The sequence below is a fragment of the Haloactinomyces albus genome, assembly GCF_031458135.1.
Classification (GTDB): Bacteria; Actinomycetota; Actinomycetes; order Mycobacteriales; family Pseudonocardiaceae; genus Haloactinomyces; species Haloactinomyces albus.
Window position 1 is genome coordinate 4396894 of record NZ_JAVDXW010000001.1, and the last position, 18838, is coordinate 4415731.

At 66.6% G+C, this 18838-nt stretch carries 17 protein-coding genes and 1 pseudogene; 9 read left to right on the forward strand and 9 right to left on the reverse strand.

Translation table 11 applies throughout. The features are described from left to right. Positions 1-7: 7 nt before the first annotated feature. From JOF55_RS20740 to JOF55_RS20750, 3 genes are all read right to left on the reverse strand, one after another. Positions 8-973 carry a PDR/VanB family oxidoreductase gene (locus JOF55_RS20740; protein WP_310277010.1) on the reverse strand — a complete coding sequence of 322 codons (966 nt, stop codon included), beginning with the start codon at positions 971-973 and terminating at the stop codon, positions 8-10. A 191-nt stretch (positions 974-1164) separates the two neighbouring features. Then, a complete protein-coding gene (locus JOF55_RS20745) occupies positions 1165-1668 on the reverse strand; it encodes a metallophosphoesterase family protein (protein WP_310277013.1) in 504 nt (167 codons plus the stop codon). A gap of 50 nt (positions 1669-1718) precedes the next feature. Then, complete coding sequence (locus tag JOF55_RS20750) at positions 1719-2735, reverse strand: LacI family DNA-binding transcriptional regulator (protein WP_310277016.1); 1017 nt, start codon at positions 2733-2735, stop codon at positions 1719-1721. Positions 2736-2886: 151 nt separating this feature from the next. On the opposite strand from JOF55_RS20750, the gene add reads away from it, so the two are divergent. The 3 genes from add (at position 2887) to JOF55_RS20765 (ending at position 5341) form a co-directional block, all read left to right on the forward strand. Then, positions 2887-3885, forward strand: coding sequence for an adenosine deaminase (gene add / locus JOF55_RS20755; RefSeq protein ID WP_310277019.1), 999 nt, complete (start codon positions 2887-2889; stop codon positions 3883-3885). A gap of 17 nt (positions 3886-3902) precedes the next feature. Beyond that, positions 3903-4583 carry an HAD family hydrolase gene (locus JOF55_RS20760; protein WP_310277021.1) on the forward strand — a complete coding sequence of 227 codons (681 nt, stop codon included), beginning with the start codon at positions 3903-3905 and terminating at the stop codon, positions 4581-4583. A 248-nt stretch (positions 4584-4831) separates the two neighbouring features. Then, on the forward strand, positions 4832-5341 hold the full coding sequence (locus tag JOF55_RS20765) for a TrmH family RNA methyltransferase (protein WP_310277024.1): 510 nt from the start codon (positions 4832-4834) through the stop codon (positions 5339-5341). A gap of 138 nt (positions 5342-5479) precedes the next feature. Here the strand turns inward: JOF55_RS20765 and JOF55_RS20770 are convergent, their stop codons facing one another. Beyond that, positions 5480-6223 (reverse strand): GntR family transcriptional regulator, encoded by a 744-nt coding sequence (locus tag JOF55_RS20770; protein ID WP_310277028.1) that lies wholly within the window; start codon positions 6221-6223, stop codon positions 5480-5482. Between the two features lie 422 nt (positions 6224-6645). On the opposite strand from JOF55_RS20770, the gene JOF55_RS20775 reads away from it, so the two are divergent. Continuing rightward, entirely contained in the window at positions 6646-7788 is a 1143-nt protein-coding gene (locus JOF55_RS20775; RefSeq protein WP_310277030.1) for an adenosine deaminase, read from the forward strand. A 149-nt stretch (positions 7789-7937) separates the two neighbouring features. Here JOF55_RS20775 and JOF55_RS20780 read toward each other — a convergent pair whose 3' ends face one another. Continuing rightward, positions 7938-9284, reverse strand: coding sequence for an MFS transporter (locus JOF55_RS20780; protein WP_310277033.1), 1347 nt, complete (start codon positions 9282-9284; stop codon positions 7938-7940). A gap of 161 nt (positions 9285-9445) precedes the next feature. Between JOF55_RS20780 and JOF55_RS20785 the strand changes: the two genes are divergently transcribed. Further along, complete coding sequence (locus tag JOF55_RS20785) at positions 9446-10318, forward strand: PaaX family transcriptional regulator (RefSeq protein WP_374727570.1); 873 nt, start codon at positions 9446-9448, stop codon at positions 10316-10318. Between the two features lie 44 nt (positions 10319-10362). Continuing rightward, positions 10363-11724 (forward strand): alpha/beta fold hydrolase, encoded by a 1362-nt coding sequence (locus JOF55_RS20790; protein ID WP_310277038.1) that lies wholly within the window; start codon positions 10363-10365, stop codon positions 11722-11724. A 76-nt stretch (positions 11725-11800) separates the two neighbouring features. Here JOF55_RS20790 and JOF55_RS20795 read toward each other — a convergent pair whose 3' ends face one another. Continuing rightward, positions 11801-11962, reverse strand: coding sequence for a hypothetical protein (locus tag JOF55_RS20795; protein WP_310277041.1), 162 nt, complete (start codon positions 11960-11962; stop codon positions 11801-11803). Between the two features lie 1045 nt (positions 11963-13007). On the opposite strand from JOF55_RS20795, the pseudogene JOF55_RS24580 reads away from it, so the two are divergent. Together JOF55_RS24580 and JOF55_RS20800 are read left to right on the forward strand one after the other, a co-directional pair. Further along, positions 13008-13184, forward strand: a pseudogene (locus tag JOF55_RS24580) (oxygenase MpaB family protein); the annotation flags it as partial. Between the two features lie 418 nt (positions 13185-13602). Further along, positions 13603-14274: a DUF1990 family protein gene (locus JOF55_RS20800; RefSeq protein WP_310277043.1), complete on the forward strand. Its 672-nt coding sequence runs from the start codon at positions 13603-13605 to the stop codon at positions 14272-14274. 201 nt (positions 14275-14475) lie between these two features. Here JOF55_RS20800 and JOF55_RS20805 read toward each other — a convergent pair whose 3' ends face one another. The 3 genes from JOF55_RS20805 to JOF55_RS20815 form a co-directional block, all read right to left on the reverse strand. Further along, entirely contained in the window at positions 14476-15258 is a 783-nt protein-coding gene (locus JOF55_RS20805) for a DeoR/GlpR family DNA-binding transcription regulator (protein WP_310277045.1), read from the reverse strand. 181 nt (positions 15259-15439) lie between these two features. Next, positions 15440-16438: a 4-hydroxythreonine-4-phosphate dehydrogenase PdxA gene (gene pdxA, locus JOF55_RS20810; protein WP_310277047.1), complete on the reverse strand. Its 999-nt coding sequence runs from the start codon at positions 16436-16438 to the stop codon at positions 15440-15442. Further along, the gene (locus JOF55_RS20815; protein ID WP_374727571.1) at positions 16435-17637 is read right to left on the reverse strand and encodes a four-carbon acid sugar kinase family protein; all 1203 of its coding nucleotides are present in this window, start codon (positions 17635-17637) and stop codon (positions 16435-16437) included. The genes pdxA and JOF55_RS20815 overlap by 4 nt, the downstream gene beginning before the upstream one ends. 198 nt (positions 17638-17835) lie before the next feature. Between JOF55_RS20815 and JOF55_RS20820 the strand changes: the two genes are divergently transcribed. Beyond that, on the forward strand, positions 17836-18834 hold the full coding sequence (locus JOF55_RS20820; RefSeq protein WP_310277051.1) for an aldo/keto reductase: 999 nt from the start codon (positions 17836-17838) through the stop codon (positions 18832-18834). The last annotated feature ends 4 nt before the right edge of the window (positions 18835-18838 follow it).

The following is an 18838-nucleotide window of genomic DNA, read 5'->3' on the forward strand; positions in this document are numbered from 1 at the left end:
CGATCCGTCAGAGGTCCAGGGCGAGTCGCCGGCATCCCGCGGCGGCACGGGAGACGCAGATCATCATCATGTCGCCGCTGTCGCGGTCCTGTTGAGGAAGGACAGCGTCACGGTGCTCCGGGTCCCCGGACACGACGGTGGTCTCGCAGGTGCCGCACAGACCGTGCCTGCAGGAGGACAGGACCCGGACGCCGACATCCTCCACCGCCTCGAGGATCGTGCGGTCGGTGGGGACCCGGACGGTTTTTCCGCTGCGGACCAGATCGACGTCGAACGGTTCCGCCGCGGATGCCGTTCCCAGCGCGGTCGCCGCGAACTTCTCCGTGTGCAGTGCTCCCGGGGGCCACCCCATGCACAGGTCCTCGACCGTGCGCAGCATGCCGGTCGGGCCGCACGCGTAGACGAGCATGTGCGCCCGGGGCAGCCCCAGGATGGCCTGCAGGTCCATCCGCCCCGATTCGTCCTCCGGCACGAGTCGCACCCGATCGCCGTACTCGTCGCGCAACCGGTCGCCGAAAGCCATGCTGTCCCGGGAGCGACCGCCGTAGACCAACTGCCATTCCTTGCCTGCCGCGTGCGCCCATTCGATCATCGGGATGATCGGGGTGATGCCGATGCCGCCTGCCAGGAAGAGGTACTTCCGGGAATCCTTGATCGGGAAGTTGTTGCGCGGTTCGGAGATCGGCACGGTATCGCGGGGGCGGATGTTCTCGTGCACCCATCTGGACCCGCCGCGGGAGTCGGGAACGTTCAACACGGCGATGCGCAGATGAGAGAGATCGGTGGGTGACGAACACAGCGAGTACTGGCGGACGTGCTCCTCGCCCAGGTGGAGATCCACGTGGGATCCGGGTTCCCAGGCGGGGAACGGCGACCCATCCGGGTTTACCAGGACCAGTGATACGACGTCCTCGGCAACACGCTCCACACGATCCACGACGACTTCGCGAGTGCGTGCCCTCAGTACGCTCATGTGACGTGCGCTCCCTTACGTGATCTTCCCCGGTCAAGTGACGTTGTATTACGTCGGTCACGGCATACTATGGAGTGTTCCTCCCCACGCATCGCCCGTTTTCCACACAGTGAAAAGCCCGGCAGTACTCGCGAGCGCATGGAGCGGACCGTTGTCGGCCGAGCTGCGGGAAGGCTGCGTACGGGCTGCTGTCATCGTCGCGGCGGCAGTCGGTGCAGAACGACCTCGCCGAGGTGGCCGCCGGAGATTTCGGCTGTCATGTAGGTGCAGTACGGCTGCCGTCGGCGATCGGTGGGTGAACCGGGGTTGAGCAGGCGCAGGCCACCCGGCGTGACGGTGTCCCAGAGGATGTGGCTGTGCCCGAACACGAGCACGTCGGTGTCCGGAAACCATCGCCGACAACGGTTCTCCCGCCCGTTGGCCGTTCCGGTCTCGTGGATCACCGACAGCCGGAGTCCCTCGAGTTCGGCCCGCGCGATCTCGGGAAGTCGTTCGCGCAGCGGCGGCCCGTCGTTGTTGCCGACGACACCGATGAGCCGGGCGCTGTGGGCCTGGAGCTGATCGAGCAGCTCGACGTCCACCCAGTCCCCGGCGTGGACGACGACATCGGCGGACCCCGCCGCGCGCCACACCTCGTCCGGCAACGCCTTGGCGCGTTTCGGCAGGTGCGTGTCGGCGAGCAGCAGCAACCGCATGCTGCTGATGATGGCTGAGAGGCTCCGGCAGTTTCTACTGCCGGAGCCTCTTACTCGGGCGAATGTCGTGAGTTGGTGGTGCAATCGGTAGTTGGTCGGCAGCCGCAGCTGTGCCGGATGACCAAGGCGGCGTCTGGGACCGATGGTGGAGTGGTGGTGCCCAGCAGCTGGTCGACGGCGTGTTCTGCCATGGCTTGTAGGGGTTGCCGGGTCACCGTCAAGGCCGGGGCGGTGTAGGCGCTGTCGGGAGTTCCGTCGAGACTGATCAGCGCGAGGTGGTCGGGAACGGAAAGTCCTCGGGTCCGGGCTCCGGCGAGGATTCCGATGGCCTGTTCGTCGGTGGCGGTGATCAGGGCACGTGGCATGGCACCGTCGGTGATGCGGCGCTCGGCCGAGGTGGCTGCTGCGGCACGGGAGTAATCGCAGCGCAGGAGTTCGGCATCGGCGACAGCGGTGTGCCAGTTCTGTCGTCGCAGGCCCACGGGTCCGATGTCGTGGGGACCGGCCAAAAACGCGATTCGCTCGTGCCCGTGCCAGCGCAGATGCGCCACCGCCTCGTGTACTGCGGTGCGGTTGTCGGCGGCGACCACGGGGGCATGTGCCCTGGTGGGCTGGTTGTGCACGTACACCGCGGGCACACCGGCCGCTTCGGCGCCGGCCGCCACGTCGGTGCCCCCGTCCGCGGAGACGATGACGAGTCCGTCGACCTGGGCGGCCAGGAATCGCTCGACGAGATTCCGCTGGCGTTCTGCGGCGTATCCGGCGTTGCCGATCAGCGTGAGTTTGCCGTGCTCGTCCAGAGCCTGTTCGATGCAGCGGGCCAACGCGGCGAAGTACGGGTTCGACGCATCGGCCAGCACCAGGCCCACCACGCCGGTTGTGCGAGACCGCAGCGCGCGGGCGACACGGTTGGGTCGGTAGCCCAGTTCGGCCGCCGCGGCGAGCACCCGCTCGCGGGTCTCAGCCGCTACCGGACGGGGACCGTCGTTGATCACATAGCTGACCACTGCGGTCGAGGTGCCCGCCCTGCGGGCCACGTCCGCCAGTGTCACCGCCCGGTCTGCCACAACCCGCCCCTTGCATTTCGGTATCTAATCGTTTAGACATGAAAAGTGTACGCGCTATCTCCGGGACACGTCATGGCGATCGGGTCGGTGAACACGAGCGGTCCGCGCCGAGAACGGCTCGGTGGTGGCCCCCGAACAGTGGAAGACGGCGATGACTTCGGACACCGCACCAACACCCGTGCCGCGCTACGACCTGCACTGCCATCTCGACGGATCGGTACGCCCCAGCACGATCGACGACCTGGCCCGAGAGCAGGGAATCGCCCTGACCGCGCCCGTCGAGCACCTGGTGACCGCGCCGGTGGACTGCGGCAGCCTGACCCGGTTCCTGCCCTACTTCGACCTGCCACTTCAGGTGCTGCAGACCCCGGAAGCGCTGCGCCGGGCAGCCCGCGAACTGGTCGAGGACTTCCACACCGACGGCGTGGTCTACGGTGAAGTGCGCTTCGCGCCCCAGCTGCACGGCGAACGCGGCATGACCCAGGACGAGGCGGTGTCCTCCGTCGCCGAAGGCCTGGCCGCAGGGCGGGACGCCACCGAGGTAGCCACCGGGTTGCTGCTGTGCTGCCTGCGACACCAGACACCGCAGGAGAGCCTGGCGGTCGCCGAGACCGCGCTGCGCCACCAGAACGCGGTGGCCGGACTCGACCTGGCCGGCGATGAACAGTGTTACCCTGCGACCCCGCACCGCGGCGCTTTCGAACTCGCCCATGCCGCGGGACTTGCGTGCACGGTGCACGCCGGTGAGGCGGCCGGCCCAGCAAGCATGTGGGAAGCCATCGACGTGCTCGGCGCCCGTCGAATCGGTCACGGTGTCCGCTGCGTCAGCGACCGTGCCCTGCTCGACCGGCTGCGGCGCGAGGGCATCGCACTGGAGATGTGTCCGACCAGCAATGTCCAGACCGGGGCCGTGGCCGGCTTGCTCGAGCATCCCGCCGCAGGCCTTCTCGGCGAGGGACTCCCGGTCACCATCAACACCGACGCCCGCACCACCTCAGCCACCACCCTGGGCCACGAGTTCAGCATGCTGCGCGACAGCACACAGTGGACAACCGAGTACGAGGAACTGGCCCAGTCCCACGCCGCCCACGCAGCCTTCAACCCGCCCACCGCAGCCGAACCGCCCCGAACTTGTCAGCAGCAACAATGACCTCGAGGACACCATCGTTGCCGCATAACCTCATTTTCGACGCCGACGACACCTTGTGGGAGAACAACGTCCTGTTCGAACGTGCCATCGAACTGTTCATCAACCACATCGCAGGATCCAACCCGTCCCGCGAGCAGGTCCGGGCCCGTTTGGACGAGATCGAGAAGGTCAACAGCCACCGGTACGGCTACGGTGTCGACGTCTTCGAGCGCAGCCTCGGCGACTGCATGGCCGAGTTCCGAGGCCAACTCTGCGACACCGACCGCCAGGTGCTCCGGGTCGCGTGCGCGCCGATCCGCGCGCAGGAAGTGGAACTGATCGACGGAGTGCTCGACACGGTGCGCGCGCTGTCCCATCGGCACCGGCTCTTCCTGCTCACCAAGGGAGATCACACCGAGCAAACCGGCAAGATCGAGGCCTCGGGGCTGGCCGGGTTCTTCACCGACATTGCCATCGTCCGGGAGAAGGAGACCACGGTCTACCGGGACTTCGTCGAGCAGCGCGGACTCTCCGCAGCGAATACCTGGATGATCGGGAACTCGCCGCGTTCGGACATTTGGCCCGCGCTGGAAGCCGGGCTCGGCGCAATCCTGGTTCCACACTCGATGACGTGGTCACTGGAAAGCCGTGACTTGCCCGACGGGCACGCGAAGTTCCGCACCGTCAGCCCATTCACCCGGTTGGGACGGCACTTCTGAACAGGACTCGGATAACCCCACAGGCAGTGAAGCTCCTGGCGGCCACAGCGAGTGACATTCCCGCGAGCCTTGAGTGGAAGTACGGGCCGTGGAGGGGACGTCGGCGCAGTGGCTGCCGGTGGTGCGGGCCGGCACCGGCCAGTACTCCACCCAGCGTCGCAGCGGCGACAGGTTCGCTGCCTGTGGCGCGGCCGTCCTCGACACCACCGGGATCGAACCCTACGGTCGGCAGGTAGGCTTCTGCCATTGTGAACACCAGCCAGCAGCGCAGCATCGTGGTGATCGCGCACAATCTGCGGTCGGTGCACAACGTCGGCTCACTGCTACGCACCGGCGAGGTCTTCGCCGTGGACAGAGTGTATGTCACCGGATTCACTCCTTACCCCACGCACCCCGGTGACGAGCGCGACGCCAAGCTGCAGGATCGGCAGACCCGCCAGATGGCCAAGGCCGCTGCGGGGGCGGAGCGCACGATGCCCTTCGAGCGCCACGCGGATGTGTCCACGCTGCTGGAATCGCTGCGCGATGCGGGATACACGGTGGCCGGACTGGAGATCGATCCGCACGCGGTCGCTCTCGCCGACTACCCGCCGGCACAGAAGGTGGCGCTGGTGCTCGGCGACGAGGTCGTCGGGATCGATCCCGTCCTGCGCGACAGCTGCGACCTGCTGCTGCAGATTCCCATCTACGGCCACAAGTACTCGCTGAACGTCAGCGTGGCGGCCGGGATCGCGCTCTACGCCCTCCGCACGGCCTGAGTTCCGGCAGTGGAAAGAACGGTTCTTCAAGGCGGCGAACGTGCGCCTGCACGGTTTCGGCCGATGGCGGATGGCACTGTACTCGCGCGGTCGGGTCGACGTTGGTCCCACGATGGAGCTTCTCGGTGCTGTGGTGGCTCATCTGGACTGCCGCACGGTGATGCCCGGAGTTCCGCTCGGGAGCACGTACTTGGCAGCCAGCAGGGTGGTGCTTTCCAGGGAGACGACCTGGGTGACGAGAACGACCGGCGTGTCCGGTGATCGCTCGAACGTTGCTCCCCGCCGCCGCCCGAGCACGGTCGCGGTGACGGTGCTCGCGCCGCTCAGTGGCAGGTGGGAATCGACGGAGACCAGGGTGTGCAGCATCGTGTGCGGCCGGGCGATCGCATCGTCCAGAATCTGCGGCAACGCGGGATCGACCGCCGCCAGCGCCTCGTCATGCACGGACCACTCCTCGGCCAGGCAGGCAGGCACACCATCGACGTCGACGGCGCTCTCCCAGAAGCGGACTTCGCAGTTCGCAGGCACCGGCAGATGCTGCATCACCAGGTCCGTCGGTTCCTCGGCCGTCCGCGTCAGCGGCCGGGTCCTGGCGCTGTCCTCACCCAGCAGGCTCTCGATCGGCTGCAACCGCTCGAAACCGCGCCGCGCAGGACGTTCGCTGACCGTCCGTCCCACACCCCGCCGCACAGTGATCATGCCGTCTTCCTGCAGCAGCAACAGCGCTTCCCGCAGCGCGGGTCTGCTCACGCCGAGCGCGGCGGCCAGTGCCGGTTCGGACGGCAGTGTCGAGCCCGGTGGATAGGCGCCTTCACGGATGGCGTCGACGATCCGCTCGTAGAGCTCCACGACCGGACGCCGCTGCGGTCGGTTGCCCGCCACGGTGCACTCCCTGGATACGCTGATGTCAGACAAGTTAGAAAGAAATCCTGCGTCTCGTCAACCCTCCGGAGCAGACCACCGGGTAATTACTTGACTTCGTCCGGAGGTGCCCGGTAAACCCTTCACTCAATATGTACTACCTGTCAGACAAGTAATCGGTCACATCCGCACGCACCGGTCTTCCCTGCCGTCTGCCCACCCGCAGCGGCGACCTTCCCCGCCCGGCCTCCGACGAGAGGTGAAGGTTGCCATGGCGGTGGTCAGGACCAGTCGTCGGCCGCGGAGCCCCGGCACACCATGCCGGACTGCTGGTGGCTCTGTGGTCCTCCGCGGGTTTCGTGGTGCTCGCCCCGATCAGTGCACCACTCACCAAACCCGCCCCGAAATTCCTCGAGAAACCCAGCGAGTAGGAGGTATCCGTCGTGCACCACGTGCCGACCATCGACAACATCCAGCGAGCCCCCAAGGTGCTACTCCACGACCACCTCGACGGCGGACTGCGCCCCCAAACGGTGGTGGAACTGGCCGAGCAGACCGGCTACGAGGCGCTGCCCACCTTCGACGTCGACGAGATCACCCAGTGGTTCGCCGCGGCGACCGAAGCCGGATCACTGGAGGAGTACCTGGAACGCTTCGCCCACACCGTCGGGGTCATGCAGACCACACCGGCGATCAGCCGGGTGGCCGCGGAATGCGCCGAAGACCTCGCCGCCGACGGCGTCGTCTATGCCGAGGTACGCTACGCACCCGAGCTGAGCACTCAGAAAGGTCTCACGCTCGACGAGGTCGTCGAAGCGATCCTCGACGGCTTCCGCCAAGGTGCGGCACGCGCAACCCAGGCAGGGCACCGCATCCGCATCGGCGTACTGCTGTGCGCGATGCGCCAGGAATCACGTGCCACGGAGATCGCCGAACTCGCCGTGAAGTACCGAGATTCCGGAGTCGTGGGCTTCGACATCGCCGGCCCCGAAGCCGGCTTTCCGCCCACTCGGTCCCTCGATGCGTTCGAGTACCTACGTCGGGAAAACTGCCACTTCACCATCCACGCCGGGGAAGGCTTCGGGTTGCCCTCGATCTGGGAAGCCATCCAGTGGTGCGGCGCCGCGCGCCTGGGACACGGTGTGCGCATCGTCGACGACATCGACATCGACGAAGACGGCAACGCCACGCTCGGACGGCTGGCCTCCTTCGTCCGGGACCGACGCATCCCCCTGGAGATGTGCCCCCGTTCGAACGTCCACACAGGAACCGTGCCCTCCATCGAGCAGCATCCGCTCGCCCTGCTGCGACGGCTGAATTTCCGGGTCACGGTCAACACCGACAACCGGCTGATGAGTCAGACCTCGATGACCCACGAGTTCGACACGCTGGTGCAGCAGTTCGGCTACACGCTCGACGATCTGCAGTGGTTGACGGTCAATGCCATGAAGTCCGCCTTCCTTCCGTTCGACCAGCGACTCGCGCTGATCAACGAGGTCGTCAAACCCGGCTACGCCGCCCTGCGATCCGAGTCGCTGTTCGGCACAGTCGCCGATCACACCACATCGCTCATCTCCAGGGCTTGACCCCGGAGCGGGGTGGCCGCCCGCCGACGAAGTCGACGAACGGCCACCCCGCTCCGCAGCCTGCCACCACCACTTCTTCCGGATCGGGTGCTTCGGCAGGTTGCGGGCCGTGGACACGCTCATTCCGTCGATGCCGAGAGCGGTCACCGCTATCTCGCAACCTCCTCGGAGGTGCTCGGTGCGGGCACCGGTTTGCGTGGCTCGTCGGCGAGGCTTGCACGGTGGCTCTCGCTCGCGGTGAGGACGCAGACCACCGTCACCAGACAGCAGGCCGCGATCAGCGCGGAGATGGCCAGGGTGTCCGAACCTCCGGTGGCGCTGAGCATGCCGGCGAAGACCACCGGGGCGATCCCGGCTCCGGTGCCGGCGATCTGGTATCCTAGCGAGGCACCGGTGTAGCGGGTTCGGGTGCCGAACATCTCGGTGTAGAGCGCGGCGATCGGGCCGTACATCGCCGGGTGCACCACCGACTGGCCCAGCACGATGGCCAGGGTGAGCATGATGACCGAGCCGGTGTCGATCATCGGGAAGAGCAGGAAGCTCAGTACCGCCATCGCGACGGCGCCGCCGAGCACGACCGGGCGTCGCCCGACTCGGTCGGACAGTGCGGAGAACCCGATGATGCCGATGACCGCACCGACCGAGGACACGGTCAGCACATTGAGCACCGTCTGCCGCAGGAAGCCCGCTTCGGTTGCGTAGGCGATGACGAACGTGGTGAGGGTCGCCTGCGCGACGAACGCGCCGAACCCCACGCCGACGGCGAGCAGCAGGTTTTTCGGGTGGCGGCGGAAGACCTCGATCAGGGGCAGCGACTCGGACCGGTCCCGCTTGGTGTGTTCGAACACCGGTGTCTCCTCGACCTTCATCCGCACGAACAGGCCGAGCGCGAGCAGTACGGCGCTGAACAGGAACGGTATGCGCCATCCCCAGTCGAGGAATTGCTGCTCGCCGGTGATCGCGGCTGCGAGCGTGAGCATGACCGTGGAGACCACCATGCCGCTGGGCGCGCCGGCATTGGTGAAACTGGCCCACAGTCCCCGGCGGGAATTGGCGTGCTCTGCCGACATCAGCACCGCGCCGCCCCACTCGCCACCGACGGCAACACCCTGCAGGACACGCAGGAGGACCAGCAGGACCGGCGCCCACCCGCCGATGTGCGCGTAGGTGGGCAGCAGGCCGATGAGCATGCTCGCCGCGCCCATCGTGGTCATGGTGATGACCAGCATCTGCTTGCGTCCCAGCCGGTCGCCGAAGTGGCCGAAAACGACACCGCCGAGAGGTCGGGCCAGGTAGCCCGCGGCGAAAGTGCCGAGACTGGCGATGGTGCCGATGAGCGGATCGAGGTTGGAGAAGAACACTTTGCTGAACACGACCGCCGATGCGGTGGCGTAGAGCAGGAAGTCGTAGTACTCGATGACGCTGCCGAGATAGCTGGACAGCACGGCGCGGCGTAGCTGGGTGGTGGAGTGGCCGGGGGAGGCGGTGTTGGTCATCGCGGTGCCCTGTCTGTTCGGTGGCCGCAGTGGAGAGGGGAAGTGGTGTGCACCACATGTAGTGGTGAAAAAGTAAGCAAAAAAATGACTGTCGTCAATACGATGACCAATATCGGGTTTACTAAGCTTGTCGCGTGACCGAGGACCTCTTCGAGTTCGAGATGCCCCAGGGCAGTGACGACAGTGCGGCGGCATCCACCGGCGCGGCTCGTCCGCAGACATTGCTGCTGACCTTTTTCGGCGGCTACGTGCTCGGCCGTGGGGTGCACGTGGCCACGGCCAGCGTGCTGGACGTGCTGCACCGGGTGGGAGTCTCCGAACACGCGACCCGGTCGACGCTGAGCCGAATGGCCAGGCGCGGCCTGCTACATCGCATCCGGCGCGGCCGGAAGGTCTATGTGGGGCTCACCTGGCGTTCCCGGGAAATTCTGCATGACGGGGAAATCCGAATTTGGCGGCTCGGGGCGGTGAATACCCACTGGGACGGCACCTGGACGCTGCTCGGCTTCTCGCTTCCGGAATCGTGGCAGCGGCAGCGGCATGTGCTGCGCTCTCGGTTGCTGTGGGCGGGTTTCGGCAGCCTCCAAGGTGGTCTGTGGATCGCGCCGTCGACGGTGGAGGTCGGGCCGTTGCTCGAAAGCCTCGAGGCGGCGGAACGCGTGAAGGTGTTTCAAGCGCGAGCGCTGTCGCCCACGGACGTGGATGATCTCGTGCACGATGCCTGGGACCTGGAGGCCTTGGCCGATCGGTACCGACGCTTCCTCGCCAGGTGGGACACACACGTTCCACCTACCGGGCTGCCGGACAGCCTGGCGCGGCAGTTGATGCTGCAAACCGAGTGGCTACAGATCATCCGGCAGGATCCGCGTCTGCCCCAGCAGCACCTGCCCGAGGACTGGCCCGCCGAACGTGCCCAGCAGGTGTTCCGCGCCCTGAACGCCGAGCTCGAGCCTGCCGCACGGGCCATCGCGGCGGACGTGCTCGACACCATCCCCGATGAAGCAGTCGAGGCGGAAAACTCGCCGCCTTGTTAGTCAGGTAGTTGACGCCGATTTAATCAACTGCCTAACTTTTATTCATGATCCCCACCACGCGTCGGCTGCGTGTCGCTCTTGTTCTCGCCCTGGCCGCGATCACGCTGACCGGTTTCACACCCGCCGCCCTTGCCGACCCTCCGGTGCGCCGGTTATCCGGAACGCTGCCCAGTGGCGCGAGCTGGATCGCCGAGGCGCCCCAGGACTGGAACGGCGTGCTCGTGCTGTTCAGCCACGGATACAACCCGCCCGACACACCGAACCCGCCCGAGAACGCTCCCGGTCCGGAAAGCGCCGCAGCGCTGCTCGACCGCGGCTACGCGCTCGCCGGCTCCTCCTATGCGGAGCCGGGCTGGACCCTCGACACCGCCGTCGAGGATCAACTGGCCACACTCGCTGCGGTGAGCGACGAGCTCGGCACACCACGGCGGACGATCGCGCTCGGCCGGTCGATGGGCGGGTTGGTCACCGCGCAGCTCGCCGAGCGAGCGGATGAGCGCATCGACGGCGCGCTGGCCATGTGCGGGATCCTCGCAGGTGGTCTCGGCCTGCTCGATTCCCAGCTCGACGGCGCACATGCGCTCACCCAACTGCTTGGGGTCGAGCAGCTCCCGCTCGTCGACTTCACCGGTCGCGCGCAGGTACGGCAGGTTGCCGGGAAGCTGCGTGAGGCACTGAGCGCCGCGCAGAGTACGCCGGAAGGACGGGCACGGATCGCGCTGGCCGCGGCCCTGTTCCACGCGCCCACCTGGTACGGCGACGAGCCTCGGCCCACCCGACACGACTGGGCAGCCCGGCAGGCCGCGCAGTATCGCTGGCTGTACGACACGCTGCCGTTCGTCCTGGCCGCGCGCTACGACATCGAACAACGTGCGGGCGGTAATCCCTCCACCAGCACGGGGGTCGACTACCGCGCACTCCTGAAGCAGTCCGCGACCAGGCGACTCGTGGCCGAACTCCACCGAGACGCCGGCCTCGATCCACGCGCCGAGCTCTCCGAGTTGACGGCCACCGCCCGGGTGACCGCTGACCCGAGCGCCCGTGACTGGGTTCAGCGCACTTCGACGGTCACCGGCGAACTCGCCATGCCCATGCTCACCGTGCACACCACCGCCGATGGCGTGGTACCCGGCCAGTTCGAGGACGCCTACGCAGACCAGGTGCGCACAGCGGGAAACAAGCCGCTGCTGCGCGGCGCCTACGTGGCACGCACCGGCCACTGCACCTTCACCCCGGCCGAGACCGTCGCCGCGGTCGACGCCATCAACACGCGGGTGGCAACCGGACACTGGGCCGCCGTGGCCACGCCCGAATCACTCGACGCCGCCGCCGAAGCCGCCCAAGCGGGGGACAGCGATTACGTGCGCTACCGGCCAGGCGAATTCCTCGGTGACGAACAGCGCTGATGGTCTCGCGGCCCGGTGGTCGCCCAGGGGTTGGTCAATTTCTCGAGAAATTGACCAGCCTCACGGGGCAGAACACCTAGCGCTGGAGCCGTTGCCTGCGTGTGGTGTCGAGGTAATTCATGAGGGGAGTGGCGGTGATGCCGTACAACAGCACCGGCACGAGCACCACGAAGGCGATGACCGCCCACAGTCGTTCGGCGGGCACGCCGACGTCGGTGTTTCCCAGTGGCGTAAGCAAGGTCGAAGAACGAGCCGACACCGCGAATACCGAGGAAGGCGACTGCGCCTCGCTCCCGTGGACCGGATGTGGTGCCGACTTGGGCGAGCATGGCCGCGCCCGGTCGGATGAGCGGCAGCGTGATGAGGCCGACGGTGACGCCGGACCATGTCAGGGGTTCCAGGAAACCGGTGGCCACGGCGCCGCCGAGCAACAACAGCAGCCAGGCGACGAGCAGACGTTCGACCTGTTCGATGAACCCGTGCAGTACCTGGTGGTAGCCATGGCTTCGTTACGTGGCGCGAATCGTGACTGCGGTGACGAACACGGCCCTGCACATCGGAGGCCAGCACCGGATTCGATCCACGTGCCTTCGACGTTCTGGTCGGCACGTCGGTCGGCTCGATGCTCACGATGCTGCTGGCCGCGGGAGTGAGCACGCAAGACCTGGTCGACGACCAGTACGGCCTTCCCACGGACGGTCCGCTGGCCGAGTCCGGTTTCGAGCACGATACCGCACTACGGATGGATCTCCCACGGTTGTGGCCACCCATCGGATCTCCTCGCCTGGTGGCGCGCACGCTCCTACGTCCGCTGCACTATTCGCCTCTGAGCTGCTTGGCCGCACTGTGTCCGGCCGGACAGGGTTCGCCGGGCACCATCAGGAGCTTGATCGCACATGTGCTGTCCGGGCACCGCTGGTCACCGCAAGCACATGCCGTGGCAACCAACTACGACACGGGCAGCCGCACGGCAACCGTCATCACTCGACGTGTCGCGAATCGGACGCTTCCCGTACTGACACACCACCGAGCGGAGCCGAGACCGCACTCGGCGGTCTACTCGTTTCCCGCGTACGTGCAGGCGTCACCGGATGCGGCGCAGCAGGCGGTGCCCTACCGTGGAAGTCGGCGGAAGGCCGTCCGCTGGAAACCACACCCGCCCATCCCGGCGGGCACCGGACACCGCCGGTCCGAAATCCCGCCCGGCTCACACCGAGTGGGCCGAAGCTGCGCCGCAAGGCGACAGCTCGGTAGGCACTGTTACACAGTTCCCGGACAGTACGGTGATCACAACGGCACAGCGATCCCAACAGCAGTCGACCAGCGCGGATGTGGGCTTGTTCGGTCCCGGCTCGGTGACCTGGCACATTCACGGCGATGCCACGGTGATGTGGGTCGGCGGTCTGCGTGCCCTGCTCCTGCAGGCCCTGCACCCACTCGCCATGGCCGGTGTGGACCAGGCCTACTTTGGCAGTGTCCGCGACCAGCTGTGTTGCACCCGTGTCGCAGGTCTCGCGGCCGCGGCCCTGCCTGCCTGGGCACGCCGACTCCACGGCTTGTCCGGGGTACCGGCCACCGACCTCACCGCCACCGCAGCGACTCGAGCGGCGCGCCCGCTCACCCGGATGCTTCCCACCGAGTGGCGGAACACCCTTACCACCGCCAGGCACTCGCCCGATGTGCCGCACTCACGGCCTCCGAACAGACCAAGCGCTCACGCCACATCTGTCCGGACAGGCTGGGTGGGGCTCTGTGCATGCCGATCCTGCGGAGAAAACACGTTTCGAACGCGGAGGATCGGCAGCTTTGGCGGGACTCGCGAATCGATGATGGCCCGGTGAAGGTTTCCGGAGGGTCCGAGAGGGGGTGTGCATGACGGTGAGTTCCCGTGTACAGTGGAACTGGCTGTTTCGCTGGCCGCCCGGAATCGCACTGACCACCCTGCGCTACTTTCTGCGTCCGCTGCCGACCCACCGCGTCGACGAACATGAAATCGTTGTCGTACCCGAGCTGCCCGAGGGGTGCGGTTCCGGAATCCAGACGCCCGAGCGGGGATCAGGGCGGCTTTTCCACCGGCGCTACAGTGTGCGTATCGGATCGAGTCTGCTGGAGCCCGAACAGCTCATGTGCCGATTGATGGCGGATCCGAACGCGGCGGTTCCGTCCGAGGCGGCCTTGTTCGAGACAGACGTCGATCACGACAGCCTGCGGTTCGGTGAGGAGCTGGTCGTGCGGATGCCAGGGCCGTGGGATGGGCCGGTACGTGTCGTCCACACCAGTCCCACGTCGTTTCGGCTGGCCACGCTGTACGGTCACCTCGAAGCCGGCCAGATCGAGTTCCGTGCCGCTCGCCACCACGAGGAGCTCCTTTTCGCGATCGAGTCGTGGGCCCGCAGCAGCGACGGGACGGTCGACCTGTTCTATGACGGCATCAACTTGTTCAAGGAGCTGCAGACATACCTGTGGGCGCGCTACTGCGAGCGGGTCTGCGAGCTCTGTGGCGGGCAGCTGGTCCGGAATGTGGAGATATATACCGGATGTGAGCGGTAATGGCGAGGAGGAGTTCGTGCTCTCGTCGGCCGATCCGTTACGCACGGAGCCAAGGTCCTCGGCGAATGCTTCGACACCGATTTGTCGCGTGCAACTGCCTGCTCTGCCGGGTAGTCCCTGCCTACAAGCCGACCGCCGAGCAGGCGGGGAGGCAGTGCACAGGTCCGGAGCTCTGACCTTACCTGCACCGGTGGAAGTCTGTTACCGCGCGTGGCCTTCCGCGTCCACGGTGATGACGTCGACGTCCCGCTCCTGGAACGGAACGATGGCGGAACCGGCTTCGACATCCGTTACCAGGGTCCAGCTGTTGGGGAGTTGGGCCCAAGCGTGAAACGGACAGTGGCCGAGTTTGGCGGCGTGCACCAGGAGATAGACATGCTCGGCACGCTGGGCCATCAGCTCCTTGAGCCGGGTCTGGTGCAGATCTGCTTCGCAGATGCCGCGTTCGGCGGTGACGCCGTCGGCACCGAGGAATGCGCGGTCGAACGTCATCCGGTTCAGCGCCACTTCGGTCAGCGGTCCGACGAAACCCTGGCTGATATGGCGCAGGGTTCCGCCGAGGCATTCGACCTGCACGGTGTCGACATTCGCCAATTCCTGGAGCACGGTGAGCCCCGTCGTGACGACCGTCAGATTCTGCACGTGGGTGAGCTCGCGCGCGAGGGCACTCATCGTGGAGCCGGAATCGAGCAGCACCGTCTCGCCGGGACGGACTTGTCCGGCAGCCCAGAGCGCGATCGCACGTTTGGCCTCGAATGCCTCGCTGCTGCGCTGGCGCAACGTGGCCTCGTGATTGGTGTTGACGGCCATCGCGCCGCCGTAGGTCCGCGCGAGGTGTCCCGCCGATTCCAGCTGGGCGAGGTCTCGGCGGATGGTCGATGCGGTTACCCCGAAAGTCGCCGAGAGCTCATCGACGCTGGCCAGCCCTGACGTCGTTGCCAGCCGAACGATCGCGGCACGCCGTTCCCGTGCTCCGCGGGGCATCGCGCCTACCTCCCTCATCGCCTGCTTCGCTACGTGCGACCGTGCTCCCGTCGCCGGGGACCGGCTCGGGGCGTTGCTCCATTACCGCTGTCGGCCACTCTCCGCTGCGACCGCAGGCCATGTCGAGCACACACCGTCGGAACGGATTTCCCTGCCGGTGCGGTCGCAGAAGCAGTCTCTCTCAGATATCGGTGGAGAGCTCTGTGGCCTGCCGCATGGCCTCGATCATGCTACCGGCGTCGGCTACGCCGCTGCCCGCGATGTCGAACGCGGTGCCGTGGTCCACCGAGGTGCGGATGGTCGGTAGGCCAACCGTGACGTTCACTCCGGCCTCGATGCCGAGCATCTTGACCGGGCCGTGCCCTTGGTCGTGATACATCGCCACGATCAGATCGTACTCGCCGTTGCCTGCGAGGAAGAACGCCGTGTCGGCAGGCAACGGACCATGCGCCCGGATACCGTCGGTGCACAATTTCTCGATGGCGGGAGTGATCTTGTCTTCTTCCTCGCCGTAGCCGAACAGTCCGTTCTCGCCCGCATGCGGATTGATGCCGCACACCCCGATTCGCGGTTGCGCGACCCCCGAGGCGCGGATCGCACCGTGTCCGCGGCGGACAGTGCGTTCAACCAGTCCTGGTTCGATCTTGGCGACAGCATCGACCAGTCCGATGTGGGTGGTCACGTGAATGACCTTGACCATCCGTGTCGAGAGCATCATGGACACTTCCTCGGTGCTGGTCAGCCGTGCGAGTAGCTCGGTATGTCCCGGGTAGATGTGTCCTGCCGCATGCAGTGCCGCCTTGTTCAGCGGTGCAGTGCAGATCGCTTGTACATCGCCGCGCATGGCAAGTTCGCTTGCCACTCGCACGTACTGGTAGGCGGCCTCGCCCGCCGCTGCCGAAACCGCACCCCACGGCAGCTCGGTGGGCAGCAGGGCCAGGTCGATCACGTTGATCCGACCGGGCTCGAAGACCGCATCCGCAATCGACTCGATCGCCGCGATCCGTGCACGCCTGTCAAGTATCTCGGCGGCTTCGCGTAGCCGTTCGGCATCGCCGACGACGATGGGGCGGCAGCGCGCCACAGTTGCGTCGTCGAGTAGGGCACCGACGGTGACCTCGGGGCCGATACCGGCACCGTCGCCCATCGTGACGGCGATCAATGGAGTGGTCGTGCTCAATGTTCAGCCTTCCGTTTCCTGGCGGGGCGCAGATGTTCGACGATCCGGACGAGGCTGTCCGCGTCGCCGAAGCTTCCGGGGCGGGTGACTACGGAGGTGCCTGTTGGTGTGCGGCTGTGCACGGCACCGTGGTGCACTTGGGTAATCGGGGTCAGGGCATCGATGCCAAGTCCGTCCAGCACGCGCCGAGCGGTCTCGCCTCCGGTCAGCACGAGATCGGTCGGGCTGCTCACGTGCTCGACGGTTCGCTGAACGGTTGCCGCGAGCAGCCGCACAAGTTCGGCGGAGCAAGCGGGCTCGACACCGTCCGGTGCGTCGAGGGTGAGCATCGCCGGGCCTTGCTCGAGGGCCGTCAGCAACCGTGCGACCTCGTCCGGACGTGGCTCGACCTGCACCGGCGGCCGCGCGTCGATGCCGACTGTGCGCACTCCGGCATCGGTCAGCATGCGCATCTGGTGTGCGGCGCCGGGATCGGCGGTGCCGACGACGATGAGGAGCGCGTGCTCGGGGTTCATGGGCGGGGCGGGAAGTGCACCGGGCACGGCGAGTGCGCGGCCGAGCGCCGAGGCGAGGCCGCCGGAGCCGATGAGCCGGACATCGGGTATCTCGACGGTGGCAGTGAGGATGGTATCCAGGTCGGTATCGGTTGCACTGTCACACACCGGAATCCGGTCCGCGGCGATGGAGGCAACGAGCCTTGCGTGCAACTCGCCCGACCGAACGTCGTCCACTGTCATGATGCGGCAGGGCATTGGCGCCAGCACATCCGCGATCGTGACTGGAGGGGTGGCCCGTTCCGCTTGCCACGCGCGGGATTCGTGCAGCGGTACGCCGTCGCAGTGTAGGACGCCGTTGACCACGGTGCGCCCGCCGAGCGGCAACGCGGGCGCGAGTACCACCGGTTGGTCACTCGCGGCGCGCACCGTAGCGGCGATGTTTCCTCGCAGCAGTGAATCGATCTTGAAGAACACCAGTGGTTGGTGGGCGCTGTACTCGTTGAGTGCACTTCGCACGGCGCCCATGGCCTCAGCCGTGGAAGACGGGCGTGAGTCGAGGTCTTTGACGATCAGTGAATGCGTATTTCGCGCAATTCTTGTGTGAGTCTGTGGACCAAGCTCGATGCGTGCGGCGCGGCGGGGCGATAGCAGCGCCGCCGCGATTTCCGCGGCACCGGACAGGTCGTCTGCGAGAGCAAGGATGTGCTCAGGGGACGTGAATGCCCACTCGACCTCCTGCGCTTCCTCTGGACGTGCTGCGCTTCTCATGCTGCGGGAGCCCTACTGCCGATGCGATATTGCGCGAATCACGCTACTTGTATTGCGCGAAACGCGCAACTGTGCCAAGGTGACCCAGGTTACATAAGTTGGCGGCCGCTGCCGCCGAAGGAAGTGAGACGCATGACCGTTCCCTCTGGACGGAGCCGGGAAAGAACACTGCCGGGGGTGCACAGGCCGCTGTCCGGTCTCGTTCTCGGCACAATGACGTTCGGCGACACTGTGGACAGCGCGGATGCCCAACGGATGCTTGGTATGGCTCTGGACGCCGGGATTACCGGCATCGATACCGCCAACGGCTACGCGGGTGGGATGAGCGAGGAGATCCTCGGCAAGCTGTTGCCCGCCCACCGCGAGAAGATCGTGCTCGCGACCAAGGCGGGCATGCCACATCCGGATGCGGGGGAGCACTCGCCGCTGTCGGCAACGGGCCTGCGCAAGAGCGTCGAAGGTAGTCTGCGGCGGCTCGGCACCGAGAACATCGACGTGCTCTACCTGCACCAACCCGACCGCACTGCGCCGCTGACCGAGACGCTCACGACCGTCGCCGAACTCGTCTCCGAGGGCAAGATCGGCGCGCTCGGCGTATCGAACTTCGCGGCCTGGCAGATCGCCGAGATCAACCGCATCGCCGACGAGCTCGGAGCACCGCGACCGATCGTCGCGCAGCAGCTCTACAACCTGCTTGCACGGCGAATCGAGGAAGAGTATACCGAGTTCGCCGAGGTCACCGGCCTGCTCACGATGGTCTACAACCCGCTCTGCGGTGGGTTGTTGACCGGTAGGCACAGCTTCGAGCAGAATCCGGCGGCCGGGCGCTTCGGCGACTCACGGCTTGCCGAGATGTACCGGAAGCGGTATTGGGACGCGGCGCTGTTCGACGCGGTCAATCAGCTTGCCGCGGTCGCCGACGATGCCGGCATGTCCCTGATCGAGCTGTCCCTGCGCTGGCTGCTGTCCAAGCAGACCACGGGCGCGTTGCTGCTCGGTGGTTCCAAGGTTGAGCACCTGCAGGCCAACATCGACATTGCGGCAGCAGGTCCGCTACCCGCCGAGGTGGTCGAAACGTGTGACGCGGTCGGTGCCTCGTTGCGCGGACCGATGCCGGCCTACAACCGCTGAACTT

Excerpts from the sequence above, each read along its gene's own strand:
- JOF55_RS20740 (WP_310277010.1), bottom strand. The coding sequence starts at position 973 with ATGAGCGTACTGAGGGCACGCACTCGCGAAGTCGTCGTGGATCGTGTG.
- JOF55_RS20745 (WP_310277013.1), bottom strand. The coding sequence starts at position 1,668 with ATGCGGTTGCTGCTGCTCGCCGACACGCACCTGCCGAAACGCGCCAAG.
- add (WP_310277019.1), top strand. The coding sequence starts at position 2,887 with ATGACTTCGGACACCGCACCAACACCCGTGCCGCGCTACGACCTGCAC.
- JOF55_RS20780 (WP_310277033.1), bottom strand. The coding sequence starts at position 9,284 with ATGACCAACACCGCCTCCCCCGGCCACTCCACCACCCAGCTACGCCGC.
- JOF55_RS20785 (WP_374727570.1), top strand. The coding sequence starts at position 9,446 with ATGCCCCAGGGCAGTGACGACAGTGCGGCGGCATCCACCGGCGCGGCT.
- JOF55_RS20790 (WP_310277038.1), top strand. The coding sequence starts at position 10,363 with ATGATCCCCACCACGCGTCGGCTGCGTGTCGCTCTTGTTCTCGCCCTG.
- JOF55_RS20805 (WP_310277045.1), bottom strand. The coding sequence starts at position 15,258 with ATGCCCCGCGGAGCACGGGAACGGCGTGCCGCGATCGTTCGGCTGGCA.
- JOF55_RS20820 (WP_310277051.1), top strand. The coding sequence starts at position 17,836 with ATGACCGTTCCCTCTGGACGGAGCCGGGAAAGAACACTGCCGGGGGTG.